Below are 15461 nucleotides of genomic sequence, written 5' to 3' on the forward strand. Positions count from 1 at the left end.
CAAGTAGTTAAATCTCAATCAATCTAAAAAACTACTATTATAAAAAATCTTATTTACACTACAAAGATGCGGTATTTAGTAATGCTAATGTTGTACTATCTGTGTAATGGGGCTGGTTTTCTGTAAATGCCCTGTTTAATTCTGTAATTGTATTTTACACTAGTATACTTTTAATGGTACACACAAAAAAAACTTAAAAAAGCCAGCTATAATACTATAACTGGCCTTTTTAAAATTAAAATTGTTTAGGTACTAATTTAAATAGTTTTGAACTGCTGTTGCACGTTCACTAACGTGATTTTTTAATTCGTCTACTGCTATATAAAAATCTGCACTAGAGTTTAAAAATGTATGTCCTTCTAACTCTGTAGTTGCATAAGGTTCTATTAATGATGCATAATTAGCGTATTTAGATTGCATTGTACTTGTATTAAATGCATTGTCTACTACATCTTGCACATAAGCATTATATGTAGCTTTATAAATATCATCTGCATATAAATAGCCAATTAAAGGCCATTCTGTTGAGTTTACATCAGAAAAATCTAAAGCTAAAGAACCTTGCATATTACCATTTTGTAATGCTTCATTATTGTCCCAAGGTATCCATTGTAATTTTTCTGTATCTGGATTGTTGTATAAGAAGTAATTATGAGTCATTCTACCATAAGTATCCCAGTTTTGTATAACAGTATTTACAGCTAAATATTTTAAAAACATATCTGTATCAAAAACCGATTCTAAATTAGTTCTCCAAGTTTCAGAATCTGTAGTTCTATTTTCTGCGTGTAAAGCTTCAAAAATGCTTAAAATATCTGTATAATCTTCATCGTCTTCATTTGTTTTCTTTACAAAAACATCTTCAGTAAAAGAGCCATCTGCAAAACTTGCGCCATCACCATCTGGTTTGTATAAGTTACCATCATTATCTGCAAATTGTGTGTCTATAACTGTATCATCTACTTCTTCTACCATAGTGTATAAACCAAAATACACAGGTCCGTCTCCGTAATCTACATATACTGCATAAAAAGCAGTGTGTGAGCTAACAACGCCTGCTGCTGTAAATACATCTGCTGCAACTTTTTCTCTAAGCATAGACTTGTCATTGTAGTTGTTTTTTAAACTCAATTTTTTAAATCCATAAAAACGCTGATTGTCTATTTGTGGATATTCATCTTCAAACTCATCAAAATCTAACTTAAATGATAGTTTTAAATTTCCATTAGACCAAGTAGATTGTAAGCTAGAGTTTCCTTTAAAACGTAACCCCACTCTATACCATTCTTTACCCTCATAATAAACATCACCTGGAACAAAAATAGGGTCTTCATCTGTATCTACTAATCCGTTACCTGCAGGCGGACCACCAGCACCCGGACCAGCACTAACACTTGTGCCAAATTCTCCGTAATTAGCTGTCATATCATCCAACATTGCTTGCCAACGTTCTTCTGTAATTACTAAATCTAATCTCTTTACTTCTGTATCACTAAATACTTCTTCAAAATTAGGATCTGCACTTTTACTGTGTGTAGCATCTGTCCAGTCTGTAGCTTCAAAGTCACTATCTTCATATGTTTCTACATAAGCTGTAGTTTCTGTTTCAGTCTGTTCCTCTGTTGTATCTATACTATCGTCAGAATCACTAGAACATGATATAAATAAGAAAATCTGAGCTATAAATAGTATGGTAAATACATTATTTTTTTTCATTATTACTTTGTATTAAAATTAAATTATATGACAAATATGAAAATTAGAAACAAATGAAATAACGAATTTCTGTAAACCAATGACTCTCTTCTGTGAAAAGTAAAATATATACAGTAAAAAATTAATGTAATACGATTAAAACTAAAAAAGGGATATTACAATTAAGTAATATCCCTTTTTTATGCATACTTATATATTACTTGGTTGCCCTTTCATAATCTGTATATCCTTTTTCTCCTGGAACATAAAAAGTACTTTCATCCCACTCTGCAAGTGCCACATTATCTCTAAAACGCTCTACCAAATCCGGGTTAGATATATATGGTTTACCATAAGCCACCAAATCTGCATAACCATTTTCTATTACCTTATTCCCTGATTCTTTATCAAAACCAGAATTAATCATTAATGTTCCGTTGTATAACGGTCTAAAATGTTTTGCTATTTCTGTAACCGCAAATGGTATGTTAGACACATCTGTAAATGGTTCTGATAAGTGAACATATGCTAAATTATAATCGTTCAATTTTTTTATAATATATTCAAACGTAGGTATAGTTTCTTCATCCATAGTAATACCAAATAACCCATTTAAGGAAGGATTAAAACGTACGCCTATTTTTTCTTGCGGAATTACTTGTTTCATTTCATCTAAAACTTCAAAGAAAAAACGAGATTTATTTTCTATACTACCTCCGTACTCATCTGTTCTGGTATTAGACGTTGCTGTAAAAAACTGATGAAACAAATAACCGTTAGAAGAATGAATTTCTACACCATCAAAACCTGCTTTTACAGCATTTGAAGCAGCATTTTTAAAATCTTGTATTGTTGCTTTTATTTCTGATATTGTCATTGCTTTTGGCGTAACAGTATCTTTAAAACCCTCTTCTGTATAAGATTTTTCATTAGGATTTATGGCAGATGGCGCTAGTGGTAATTCTCCGTTATGAAAATCTGGATGAGACATACGACCTACGTGCCACAATTGTATAAAGATTTTACCACCTTTATCATGCACACGTTTGGTAACTTTTTTCCAGCCTTCTACTTGTTCGCTAGAGTATATACCTGGTGTATTTATATAACCTACAGCCTTTTTTGATACCTGAGAACCCTCTGTAATTAGCAACCCTGCAGAAGCTCTTTGCTCATAATAAAGTCCTTGCAGCTCATCTGTAGCCGCCTTTTCTTTATTTGTAGCACGACTACGAGTCATTGGTGCCATTACAACTCTGTTTTTAAGCTCTATATTTTTAGTATATGGTTTTAGTAAATTTTGATTACTCATAAAATATGTTTTTTATAATTATGGTGAATTACAAATTTACAAGAGCTTATTGTCAATTTCATTGACCTATATCAATTAAGATATATTTAACTTTTTTAACTGCTAACCACTCTACTTAAATTTTCTGGAAATACACCTAAATAATTAGCAATGTGTTGTTCTATTAGGTTTTAACTATACTAAAGTATTGGTAGTGCTATTTTTAAAGAAAACTAATTTAACTCCTAAACTATTAGTTATACAAAAACGTAAGCACCTAATTATCAATGCTTAAATGATTTTTGCAACAAAAAAATAATGTTATTTAATTATTATTATACCTATTAATAATGTTTAATAGGTAAAATAATGCTAATTAACAGTAATTTACTTCTATATAAGTAAGAATATACATTTTAATATTGCTTAAATTAATTTAAAATTTTTACTATGAGAGTACAATTAAAACATTTTTACGTTGCATCTATGGCTTTATTTGCTATTGGATGTTCTAAGGAAGTTGAAGAAAATGAAAATTCAGAACAAGCAGAAATACTTACAGAAGTAAGTGTAAGATCATCTAACTTTTATACTCCTCCAACAGCAGCTATACTCGCAAACAAAGTAAATGTTGTAACAGGATACGGAGTAAATAATAAAGACACTAAAGATGATACTGAAAAAGTGAATAGAGCAATAAAAGATATTGCTAGTACTGGAGGTGTAGTTATACTACCAAAGGGTAAGTATTACTTAAATAAAATTAGAATGCGATCTAATGTCCATTTAGAAATTGAAAATGGAGCTACAATATATCCTACTAGAGGCATTGCTGCTAATAGCAATCATAGAATTTTTGATTTTGCCAGCAAAACAGGAGATAAAATAGAAAACGTAAGTATTATTGGTAAAGGGGGAAAGTTTATTGTGGATCTAAGAGGTAATTCTTCTAAAAACTTAATAGTTGCTGATTTAGGAAATGTAGAAAACTTTAAACTATCTAATATTACTATTAAAGATGAAAAAACAGTTTTTGCATCTATTTTAGTAAGTTTTACAGGAAAACCTGGTAATGCTTGGCCGCATAAAGGTATAGTTCAAAATATAAATCAGACAAATGCACATACTGGTTATGGGTTAATACAGGCTTATGCTGCAGATAATATTTTATTTAAAAACCTTAAATGTAAAGGAGGAGTAACACTACGTTTAGAGACAGATAACTTGGCAATGAAAGCTGCTAACAGAGGTGGTGTAAGAGATATTTTTGCTACAAAAATTAGTAACACTAGTGGTTTAACACCAGTAATGTTTTCTCCTCATTTTATGGAAAACGGAAAAGTAACCATAGATGATGTTACCGCTATTGGTTGTGCTTACGCTGTACGTGTAGAACACGGTTTTATAGAGATTTTTGATAAGCAAAATAGAGCTAGCAGTGAAGCTTTTAAAAACTATATAGAGGGTATTTTGGGTGTAGGTTCTGTAGAAATTGTATACAGGCGAAATAATGGAAGAACTTGGGCTGCAAGAATAGCTAATGATTTTAGTGAAATAGCATACAACCACTCTAACCCAGCTGTAAATGGTATTAAGCCAGGAAGTTTTAAAAACTCTACTGTAAAAAATGTAAAAGTAACTTACAAAAATACAGGAGCTAAGCTAAAGCAAGCCTTTTTACCATATTTGCCTTGCTCAGAATGGTCTAAATTGTGTAAACCAGGACCTTCTGGTTTTGAGTATAACGGTCCGTCTTTAGGCGTTACCATAGATAATACTAAAAGAGATAATAGCCTTGGAAACTACAATGTAAACGTAAGTACATCTAATGTACAAGGTTTTCCTAGCAACCACATATTACGTGTTAAGCATAATACGGCTAAAATTTGTAACAAAGGTGTTGGCACTATTAATTCTTGTAACTAAGCAAAAAAAACTATAAACTAAACAGCCATTACATATATAATGGCTGTTTTATATTTACTATGATATATTATTTTTATTTAATTGTATTTGGTAAGATTCTTTTGCCCAAACTGTAAAAACATTTTTATTTTCTAAAACTGAAGTAGGCACTGTATAATATGATGGTATAGGAGTTCTGTTTTTAAATACTTTAATAGGTGTTTCTCCTGCGTCTATATATTTTTTTATGTTGGTGTCATCTATTTTTAGCGCTACAACATCTTCATAAAGTAAACAAAACATTAGTTCATTACAATACAGTCCTACACCCCCAAACATTTTCTTTGAGGTAATATTATCTAACTTTAATTGATCTAAAACATACTTTAAAAAACCATCAGAAACAGCCATATTTAATTAAGCATTTTTAATTGCTTTATTTTTATTTAATGAAATTCTAATTTTTTCTGCATCCCAATGTCCATCAAACTCAACAACACCTCTTTTAAAGTCTTGTTCTAACAGTTTTTCCTGCTGTTCTAATTCTTTTCTGGCTTTAAAAATATAGCTATCATCTCCTATTTTAGTTTCTTTTGCTAATCGTCTTAGGCTATCTTCATCATACTTTATAAAATTTTGTATTTGTCGTTGTAACGTATACTTTCTAAAACCCATTTGACTAAGAACTTCACTAGCCAATTTTAATGATGTTTCTAAAGATTCTCTGTAAATATGATCTATATCCATATTTAAAAACTCATAAGCAGCATACCTATTTTTTGCACGTACCATAAGTTTAACCTGTGGATATTTGTTCTTTACTGTTTTAGCCAATTTTTTAATAACGTCTGGGTTATCCATAGCACATATTAAAATATTAGCTTCTGCAATACCTGCAGATTCTAACAAATCTGTACGTGTGGCATCACCGTAATAAACTTCAAAACCCATTTTACGTAAAAAATCAACACGATTAGAGTCGTGATCTAAAATTGTAGCTTCTACTCCGTGTGTACGCAAAAAACGACCAATTGTACTACCAAAATGTCCAAAACCTACTAAAATTATCTTCTGGGATTTGGCAATATGGTCCATAGGTCTTTTTATAGACTCTTTAGTTCCTAAACGTGGTAATATAACGCGTTCATTAATCATACCTATAATTGGCGTTACTGTCATTGTTAAGGCAGTAACTACCAACATAATATCTAACTGGTTTTGCTCTAAAATATGTAATGAAAAAGCAAAAGATAACAAAACAAACGCAAACTCACCTACCTGCGATAATGTAAAACTTAGTTGTAATTTCTGATTTAATTTAAGTTTAAATACAGTAGCTGTTATATAAAGTACCAAAGCTTTTAGTACTATAACCCCCACTAAAATACCGCCTACAGTAAACGGACTTTTAGCTATAACTACAAAGTTAATAGATGCTCCAACAGCCATAAAAAACAAACCTAATAGTAAATTTTTAAAGGGTTCTAAAGTACTTTCTAGCTCGTGTTTAAACTCACTATTAGACAAAACTACGCCACCTAAAAAAGCACCCAATGCTGGACTCAAACCTACTAATTCCATTAAAAATGAGATTCCAAAAACAATAAGTAAGGCAGCAGCTATAAGTAGTTCTCTAACTCCTGTTTTTGCAACCTTACGCAACATTGGTACTATTAAATATTTACCTGTAACAATTATTAAAACTACAGAAACTAGTATTGCTAGTGTTTGCAAACCTAAAGGCAAATTTTGCAATAAATTAGCGTGTCCAGAGGTATTTTCAGACACTTTATTAGTTGTATTTGCTAACAATGGCAATGCACCCAACATAAAAATTACTATAATATCCTGAAACAGTAGTATAGAGAAAGATGAAGCACCAAATGTTGTATTTAATAACCCTTTTTCTTTAATTGTTTGTAATGCTATTGCTGTAGATGACAATGCTACTGCCATTGAAAATGTTAGCGCCACTTTCCAATCAAAACCCAATAGAGAAAATAAAAAATAAGAAATTAGCATTGTACCAGCTACTTGTAAGCCACCCATACCTACAATGGTTTTTCTCATTTTCCAGAAATTTTTGGGTTCTATTTCTAAACCAATTAAAAAAAGCATCATTACCACTCCAAACTCTGCAAAGTGCAATATGTCTTCACCCTCTTTTCCAATAAAACCTAAAACATAAGGTCCTATTAAAACACCAGCAAACAAATAGCCAAGTACAGAACTTAGTCCTAAGCGTTTGGCTATAGAAACACAAATAATTGCCCCTAATAAAAAAACAATAGCCTCAAAAAGAATACTACCTGTCATAATCTATGTATTTAGTTGTGGTATATCGTTTAAAAATGAAAATTCACCTATTTCTTCTAAAGTTAAGTCTTGCTTAAGTAAATCTAATAAATTATCATATTGATGTGCGTAACTATGTAATGCTTCTTCTTCAATTTTATGCGTTCCCATAACGGTAAATGGTGGATAGTAATACATACCACACAAATTTGCTGTTTGCTCAAAAGGACGTAAAAACTCATTTACAGAAAAACTATTGGTACCTTCTTTACAATAAACAGCTCTTGTACCACCTGTTGTTATAACATTTAAGCACTTTTTACCATACAAAGCGGTACCATTAGGACCGTAAGCCCAACCAAATTCTAAAACCATATCCATCCACTGTTTCATTAAAGGAGGGCAACTATACCAATACAAAGGATGGTGCCAAATAATTATATCATGAGAATTTAAAAGTTCTTTTTCTACAGCTACATCTACATTAAAATCTGGGTAACGTTCATACAAATCATGTATTGTAACCCCTTCTTTTTCTTTAATTTTTTCAATTAAAATAGAGTTCGCCCTAGATTTTTCAAAGTTAGGGTGAGAAAACAAAACTAATATTTTTTTCATCTTGCGAATTTAGTTGAAAATAAGATACAAAAAAATGAATTTCTAGTTGCGTTAAACAACCAAAAACTCATTTTAAAAAACAACAATAATAAACTATGTTACACTAAATTAGACATTGTAACTTCAATTAATTTTTCAATTTTATTTGTGTCATAAGCATCTGAGTGCGCTGATGCATATGTACCTTTATCATTATCAAAATACTTGCCTGTTTTAGCTAAATCCGTCATACTTAAATCATAAAGAATATCTACACCTTTATCTGCAGGAGACCAGTGTTGTCCGTATGCTTCTTTTGCCATTTTTGTATTTAGTAAAGAACCTGGATTTACAGCTACTACTGTAATTGAAAGCTCTTGTACTGCTAAATAAAAACTCCACATTGTTAACGCTAATTTACTCTGTGCATATGCTTCATTGGCACCTAAACTAGTTTTACCTTCTAATGCTTGTATGTTAACCGTAGACTGTGCAGCAGAACTTAAATTCACAATTCTTGGTGCGTCTGATGCTTTTAAATTTGCTAATATTCCATTGGTTAATACATAAGGAGCAAAATAATTTACCAGTAATCTAATGTCTGTAGTTGTGCTTTTTCCATTTGAAATTAAAACACCGGCATTATTCACTAATACATCAATCTTTGGCATTTTTAAAATAACTTCACTAGCCATTTTTTTTACATCATTTAAATCCGAAAAATCTGCTAAAAAACCAATTACATTATCTGTATTAGCTTGCTCTTTTATTTCTTTTAAGGTTAATGCTAATTTAGATTCACTTCTACCATGAATGGCAATATAATGTCCTTCCTTAGCTAAACGTAAGGCTAATAATTTGCCTATACCGTCTGTACTTCCTGTAATTAATATATGTTTCATTTTATTTTTTTTAATATTGATATATGTTAGCCAACACTCTTGTAACCCGTTTCTAAATACATAATCTTATAACAAAGATACAATGCCTTTACTCTTATATAATGGTAACAAAAATGGAAGTTTAGGTAAAAAACAAGGTTAACTTTCTAAAAACGAAAAATGCCTCTACAAAAGAGGCATTCATCACTATTAGTCAGACATAAGGATACATTGCAAATCCCTATTATTTTTAGTTTTCTACTACTATTTTACCAATAGCTTTACCACTTTGTAAATGTGCGTAAGCATCACCAACTTGTTCTAAAGAAAAGCTGTTTTCATCTACAATTGGAGTTAAGTGTCCTTCGTTAGAAATTTCTGCTAAACGCTCTAATACATTTCCGTGCACGTCTCTTTTAAAATTATGTAACATTGGTATTAACATAAATACTACGTGTAATGTAGCTCCTTTAAAGTGTAACGGTGTTAAATCTAACTCACATAATGATACTGTTGTAGAAATGTGTCCGTTTAAGGCAACCGCTTCAATAGAATTGGTTAGGTTTGGACCACCAACTGTATCAAAAACAACATCAAAACCACCATCGGTATATTTTACTGTATAATCTGCTACCTTTTCAGTTTTAAAGTCAATAAAGGTTGCTCCAAATTTTTCTACAATTGCTTTTTGGTTTTCTCCTGTTCCTGTAGCAAAAACTTCGGCTCCAAAATATTTAGCCAGTTGTACCGCTAAGTGACCAACACCACCAGAACCACCGTGCACCAATACTTTTTGACCTGCTTTTACGCCTGCTCTAGTCAACCCTTCATAAGCTGTAATAGCTACTAATGGTAAGGCTGCAGTTTCGCGCATTGTTAATCCTTTTGGTTTGTGAGCCAAAAGGTTGCTATCTGCCACAATATATTCTGCTAATGTACCTGGTAAATCTGCAAGTCCGCCTGCACAACCATAAACTTCATCACCTACATTAAAACCTTCTACACCATCACCAACTGCTTCTACAATACCTGAAAAATCCATTCCCAATAATGCTGGAGTTGCAGGTGACAAAGGCAAATCATTACCCATATTTTTAATCATAGTGTCAATAGTATTTACACTAGATGCAGCTATTTTTACCAATACGTGATTTGCGGTAACTTCTGGTTTCGCTATTTCTGAAACTTCAAAATTTGCATTCTCTCCGTAACTGTTTAATAACATTGCTTTCATATCAATCTCTGTTTTTATTTAATTATAATTCTTGTTTTATTAATTTACTTCTTGAATATCCATCACCATTTGCTCCCAATTCTTTTGGTTGTTATGGTCAAACTGGGCACCGTTATCATCTGCATATTGAAAACGCTTAACAGCTGGTGTTTTACTGGTTGCTTGAAACAATTGGTATGCTTCTTCTTTTAAAGCTTCTTTAATTGGTAAGTCTATAGACGCATAAACTGCGCGTTTGCTAGCTGCAATAGAATCTGCCGGAAATTTTGAAATACGTTCTGCCAAAGCATCCACATAAGGTCCTATTTCTTCAGCGTCTAAAGCTTTGTTTATGGTTCCAAATTTTTCAGCTTCATCAGCATCCCAATCTCTTACTCCTAATATTATTTCTAATGCTTTTCCTAATCCTGCTTGTCTTGCCATACGTGAAGCTCCACCACCACAGGGTAAAATGCCCATACCAACTTCCATCTGCATGAACTTAGCCTTTCCTCTAGCTGCAAAACGCATATCTAATGCCAAAGCCATTTCGTGTCCGCCACCACGCGCAAAACCTTCAATTTTTGCTATAGTTGCTTGTGGTACTTTGCTTAAGCGTTCTAAAACAGATTGTAAGTCCAATAACTGCACTTCATTTCTTGGTACCGCTTCTATTGACATATCTCTAAGCAAGTTGGTATCATAATGACACACCCAATAATTTGGATTAGAAGATTCAAAAACGACTACTTTTACACTTCTATCGCGTTCTAATCGTAAACAAAGGCTGCTTAAATCTGCTAGCATTTCTTGTCCTTGTACGTTTACTGGTCCAAAGTTGATATCAATTGTTAAAATTCCTCCTGTTTGTTTTGCCGTAAATGTTTGAAAATTCTTGTAGTCCATAGTATTAAGTTTTTGGTTATTATTTTTTCTGTATTACTTACAGTACAAAGGTATCTTGGACATACAATTTCAAATGGGTAAAAAACAAAGGGCTTCTGGTAAAAAAAGAGGTAAATGGTATTTTTTTCGGCGAACAAACTATAGAATACCCTAAAATCATCGATTATGAAAATCGATAACAGCAGTAATTAAAAACTATTTCATTGAAAAATTATGCAGAAATACTAGCCTTGTAAGCACCAATAGTCATCCCCTTGTAGCTTTGGAAAGTTTTGTTAAGGTGACTAGAATCTGTAAAGCCTAATTCCATTGCAATTTCTGAAAATTGCAAATCGGTATATTTTAAACGGGTTTCTACCAGTTTTAATTTGTAGTTAAGAATGTACTTTTTTAAAGAAACATCGGTATGCTTTTTAAAGTACTCACTAATATAATTGTCCGCCATATGAAACTCTTCTGCCAAGTTTTTGGTGGTAAGCAATTCTGAATTGTAAATATTAGCGTGAATAAAATTGATGATTTGCTGAATTTTAGACGATTCAACAATTTTGGTACTCATATCGGCATTTAAAAACTGAATGTTACGCGCAATTAAATGAAGAATTACAGAAAGTGAATTTTGAATGATAAAGAGATCATACGATTTCTTTTTATCGTTTTCCGCAGCCACCATTTTTATCAGTGATATTAGGTGTATTTTGTCCGATTCCGTTTCAAAACGCATTTCACGTAATTGATGACTTTCACTGTTTAAAATACCTTCAATTTTACGAAACCAATCGTTAATTGGAAGATTTGCATTTTGCGGAGCATCTCCCCTAAAAAAGCTCTTTAAAAACTTAATGGCTACAGTTGTAGTTGCCGATTCCGGATTTACAATATAAATATCGTCTGGCACAAAAACGAAAATACTGTTAGCCGAATAGTTTACCGTTTTACCATTAATTTTAATGGTCCCTGTACCTTTTTCAAAATAAACAATTTCAAAAAACCGAATGGTTGTGTATTTACAAAATTCAAAAAACGTTTGCTCTTTGTATTCTTGAATTACAATATTTTCAATTATCGTACGTGGCATTTTGTTGGTTTTATTTTTAATAGAAAAGTCGCCCTAAAGCGACTTTTCATTGGGGAACAGTCTTTAAAGTAATATACTAAAAAAACAGCCTCTAAATGGTTTATTTATATTATTTTTTATCTAAAAGATACACCTTCTACAATTGGCTTAAATCTAAAAATATAAAATGGTGGTGTTGCTATACTTTTTCCGTTATTAAAAACAGCTCCTTTGTTTACTTGTGCTGCAGACACATACATGTACCCATCTGTGTGATTGTAACTAACACCATCTGGCCATACCATATTTTGATCTTGAACCATAGTTTTTTCACTACGGTCTTTTGCTAAAACTACAGCTACGCTTTTAGTCTCCAAAGCTGTTAAGTAAATGTTTCCTTCTTTATCAATAGACATTCCTCCATTATTAGGCTTATTAGAATAGGTTTCAATTTTAGCATCTAAATCAGCATCTGTAAACGTTTCATTTACCAAATCCAGTGTTTTAATACGATAGATTTTTGGTCCGTTTAACGGTCCGTAGTAAATGTATTCAAAATTAGCATCGGCAGTAATTCCGTCATTACCAATCAACAAATCTTTACCGTTTACTGCCAGATGCTTACCATTTATAACCGTTGGGGTATTTTCTGGTTTTGTAGTACGTGTACCCTCCAAAACCCGACGTGTTTTTCCCGTTTTCATATCTACGATGATAAAAGCAGCCTTGCTTCCATCTCCTCCATTACCTATACCTTCATCGGTAATAATAAAATAGCCGTTTTTGGTATCAACAACCATATCATTAGGTTGGCTAATTGAAAGTACACTTGACTCTGGCAAGTAATATATACGTTCTAATTTATCAGTTTTTGTATTCCAACCTACAATTTTTGGCGTTACATTGTTACGTTGCGCCATATCTATCATCCAGATAACACCATTTTCATCATTACGGATTCCTAAAACATTGCTCAAGTAATTATCATCGGTTTCTCGTGGTGTATTCCATTCTAAATTAGGAAAAGGCGTTGTCGTATTCGTTTTTTTATCAAATTTCACTACTCTTATTTCCGGAGAAAAAAATGGATGGTGACTATAAACCAAATCTCCTGAATTAGTAAATGTGATATTACCAACTGCTTGGTCTACGGTTGCGTATATTTCTAATTCTGCTAAAGTATTTTGAGCCTGTGTAACCATAATTGAAATGATTAAACTTAATACTAAACTTGCCTTTTTCTTCATTACTTCACTTCAAAATTACCGTTACTTCTTATGTAAATAACTGTTTCTTTTTCTGTTGTAATTTTTGATGTAGCACCTTTTTTAGCTCCAAAATAAGAACCAGGCTGCAACTCATTTTTAGCATCTTTTTTAGAAAACTGATGAGTTATACCACCAGAAATAACTACTGCTCTAAAGTTTGGACTCAAATTTTTAATGCTACCACTAAAACCAGCTGGTAATTTTAAAAGTGTTGCACGCAATTGGTTTTCCTCGTGACTACCCCATAAAAAGGCAGTTTGCACATTACTCTTTTCTTTTACCCACTTAATATCTTTTGCATTTAGCCAAACCATATTGGTTTTGTCTACATTAATAGGTCTTTCACCATTATCAAAAGCTTCAGATGTTGGTTGTACCAAATAAGGACCTTCTTGAATGTCTAAAAAAGCTAAATTTTCTTGTCCATCTGCTGCAGTTATGTGTGCTTCTCCTGCTGGCTGCTGCCAATAAGATCCTGCTGGTAACCACTGTTTTTCTGCTTTTTCATCATCATTATGTAATAAACCTTGTATTACAACACCTCTATAAGTAATGTTGTGAATGTGTGGAGGCGATGAAAATCCTTTTTTAAATTTCACTAAAAAACCTGCAGGTTCATTCTTTGTACGATCTCCCCAAAGTTTTCCGGCAGCCGGACTTTTGTCTCCACGTAACGGATTTAACCAACCCCATTCTACATTGTCTGCCGTTACCACCTCATTTTCAGATTTGGCAGGATCCGTTGTTGGTGTTTGTGCACTTGTATATGCCGTTGTTCCTATTGCTAATGCAAGTAATATTGTTTTTTTCATTTTGATACTTTTTATAATGTTATAATATTCTGTTATTTACTTTTCTTTAAATAATCTGGTAATTCTTTGCTTAACCAATCTTGGCGAACAGGAACGTGAACATCTAAATCCACTGTTTTTTCCAATGCCCAAAATTCGTGCGGTACATTTTCTGGGAAAACAATTACTTCTCCGCCAGAAACAATTACAAATTCCTCTTTGCCATCAATTATGGTCTTGATTTTTACCTTACCAGACATAATGTATGTTATCTGCTCATTAGGGTGTTTATGCCAAGGAATATGTGCTCCTTTTTCCAAGTCAAAAATAGTCATTTGCCCTTTTTCACCGTGAAACCATTTTCTTTTAATGCCTTCACCTATAGACTCAGATTCCATTTCATCAAAATTGAAATGTTGCACTTTTGAAGTGGCTACAGAATCTATGGTATTTACTTGAGCATTTGCCGTAGTACTTATAAATAATGCTGTTATAGCTACTGCTACAAGTGTAATATTAATTTTCATTATAATATGTTTTTTGGCTTATCGCACTTAAAATCCTTCTAAAACAATTTTACCTTTTGCTTTACCTGTTTCTAAAAAAGCGTGCGCTTTTCTAAGATTTTCAGCATTTATAGTTCCAAAATTTTCACCTAACGTAGTTCTAATAGCTCCGTTGTCGATTAATTCAGAAGCTTTGTTCAATATATTATGCTGCTCAATCATATCTTCGGTCTGAAACATAGAGCGTGTAAACATTAACTCTATATGCGTAGAAACCGCTTTACCTTTAAAAGGCATTACATTTAGCGATTTTGGGTCATCTATAAATCCAAATTTCCCTTGAGGTTTTATCAGTTTAGCAATTTCATCTACGTGGTGTTCCGTAGCATTTAAGCTTACTACATACTCCGGAGCCGGTAAATTGTATTTCTCGAACTCTTCGCTCAATTTATTTCGGTGGTTAATAACCGTGTCTGCACCTAATTCTTTTAACCAAGACGTAGTTTCTTCACGAGAAGCCGTACCTATAATATTCAACTTGGTCAGTTTTTTAGCCAATTGCACCAAAATAGAACCTACACCACCAGCGGCACCAATTACCAAAATAGATTTGTTGGCATCGTCTTTAGATACCTCTAACCTATCAAACAACATTTCATAGGCTGTAAGTGTGGTTAATGGTAATGCAGCAGCTTCAGCATAAGATAAGCTTTGTGGTTTTTTACCAACAATACGCTCATCTACAATTTGGTATTCTGCATAACTACCTTGACGAGTAAAATCGCCTGCGTACCAAACTTCATCTCCTACATTAAACAAGGTTACATCTTCTCCAACAGCAGTTACAATTCCCGTTGCATCCCAGCCAATAACTTTCCAGTTGTCACCTTCTGCAGGCATTCCTGCACGTACCTTATAATCTGCCGGATTTACGGAAATAGCTTTTATTTCTACTAAAATATCTCTTTCTGTAGCTTTTGGAGTTTCCAATTCTACATCTTGTAAAGACTTTATATTGTCAATTGGAAGATTCTCTTTGTACCCTATTGCTTTCAT

14 protein-coding genes are annotated in these 15461 nt (G+C 32.6%); 1 reads left to right on the forward strand and 13 read right to left on the reverse strand.

Features of this window, described 5'->3' with window-relative positions; all coding sequences use genetic code 11:
- Window positions 1-252: 252 nt before the first annotated feature.
- Both JM80_RS12490 and JM80_RS12495 read right to left on the reverse strand, forming a co-directional pair.
- Entirely contained in the window at window positions 253-1716 is a 1464-nt protein-coding gene (locus JM80_RS12490; RefSeq protein WP_038506749.1) for a CotH kinase family protein, read from the reverse strand.
- Window positions 1717-1912: 196 nt separating this feature from the next.
- Window positions 1913-3007 carry an alkene reductase gene (locus JM80_RS12495; protein WP_144710367.1) on the reverse strand — a complete coding sequence of 365 codons (1095 nt, stop codon included), beginning with the start codon at window positions 3005-3007 and terminating at the stop codon, window positions 1913-1915.
- Between the two features lie 429 nt (window positions 3008-3436).
- Here JM80_RS12495 and JM80_RS12500 point away from each other — a divergent pair, with 429 nt between their 5' ends.
- Window positions 3437-4912, forward strand: a complete 1476-nt coding sequence (locus JM80_RS12500) for an Iota-carrageenase (protein ID WP_089119423.1) — start codon at window positions 3437-3439, stop codon at window positions 4910-4912.
- Window positions 4913-4969: 57 nt separating this feature from the next.
- Here JM80_RS12500 and JM80_RS12505 read toward each other — a convergent pair whose 3' ends face one another.
- From JM80_RS12505 to JM80_RS12555, 11 genes are all read right to left on the reverse strand, one after another.
- The gene (locus JM80_RS12505; RefSeq protein WP_013622436.1) at window positions 4970-5302 is read right to left on the reverse strand and encodes a TfoX/Sxy family protein; all 333 of its coding nucleotides are present in this window, start codon (window positions 5300-5302) and stop codon (window positions 4970-4972) included.
- 6 nt (window positions 5303-5308) lie between these two features.
- Complete coding sequence (locus tag JM80_RS12510; RefSeq protein ID WP_075695574.1) at window positions 5309-7207, reverse strand: monovalent cation:proton antiporter-2 (CPA2) family protein; 1899 nt, start codon at window positions 7205-7207, stop codon at window positions 5309-5311.
- Window positions 7208-7210: 3 nt separating this feature from the next.
- Window positions 7211-7804, reverse strand: a complete 594-nt coding sequence (locus tag JM80_RS12515; protein WP_013622434.1) for an NAD(P)H-dependent oxidoreductase — start codon at window positions 7802-7804, stop codon at window positions 7211-7213.
- Between the two features lie 98 nt (window positions 7805-7902).
- Window positions 7903-8685 carry an SDR family NAD(P)-dependent oxidoreductase gene (locus JM80_RS12520; RefSeq protein ID WP_089119421.1) on the reverse strand — a complete coding sequence of 261 codons (783 nt, stop codon included), beginning with the start codon at window positions 8683-8685 and terminating at the stop codon, window positions 7903-7905.
- 229 nt (window positions 8686-8914) lie between these two features.
- Complete coding sequence (locus tag JM80_RS12525) at window positions 8915-9898, reverse strand: zinc-dependent alcohol dehydrogenase family protein (protein WP_144710369.1); 984 nt, start codon at window positions 9896-9898, stop codon at window positions 8915-8917.
- 39 nt (window positions 9899-9937) lie between these two features.
- Window positions 9938-10783 (reverse strand): enoyl-CoA hydratase/isomerase family protein, encoded by an 846-nt coding sequence (locus JM80_RS12530; protein ID WP_144710371.1) that lies wholly within the window; start codon window positions 10781-10783, stop codon window positions 9938-9940.
- 211 nt (window positions 10784-10994) lie between these two features.
- Window positions 10995-11861: an AraC family transcriptional regulator gene (locus JM80_RS12535; protein WP_013622430.1), complete on the reverse strand. Its 867-nt coding sequence runs from the start codon at window positions 11859-11861 to the stop codon at window positions 10995-10997.
- A 116-nt stretch (window positions 11862-11977) separates the two neighbouring features.
- Window positions 11978-13087: an L-dopachrome tautomerase-related protein gene (locus JM80_RS12540; RefSeq protein WP_144710374.1), complete on the reverse strand. Its 1110-nt coding sequence runs from the start codon at window positions 13085-13087 to the stop codon at window positions 11978-11980.
- Window positions 13087-13920: a DUF4437 domain-containing protein gene (locus JM80_RS12545; RefSeq protein ID WP_144710376.1), complete on the reverse strand. Its 834-nt coding sequence runs from the start codon at window positions 13918-13920 to the stop codon at window positions 13087-13089. The genes JM80_RS12540 and JM80_RS12545 overlap by 1 nt, the downstream gene beginning before the upstream one ends.
- A 32-nt stretch (window positions 13921-13952) precedes the next feature.
- Window positions 13953-14426, reverse strand: a complete 474-nt coding sequence (locus JM80_RS12550) for a cupin domain-containing protein (RefSeq protein WP_013622427.1) — start codon at window positions 14424-14426, stop codon at window positions 13953-13955.
- Between the two features lie 27 nt (window positions 14427-14453).
- Window positions 14454-15461, reverse strand: a complete 1008-nt coding sequence (locus JM80_RS12555) for a zinc-binding alcohol dehydrogenase family protein (protein WP_144710378.1) — start codon at window positions 15459-15461, stop codon at window positions 14454-14456.

The sequence above is a fragment of the Cellulophaga sp. RHA_52 genome (assembly GCF_007827205.1).
Taxonomy (GTDB): Bacteria; Bacteroidota; Bacteroidia; order Flavobacteriales; family Flavobacteriaceae; genus Cellulophaga; species Cellulophaga lytica.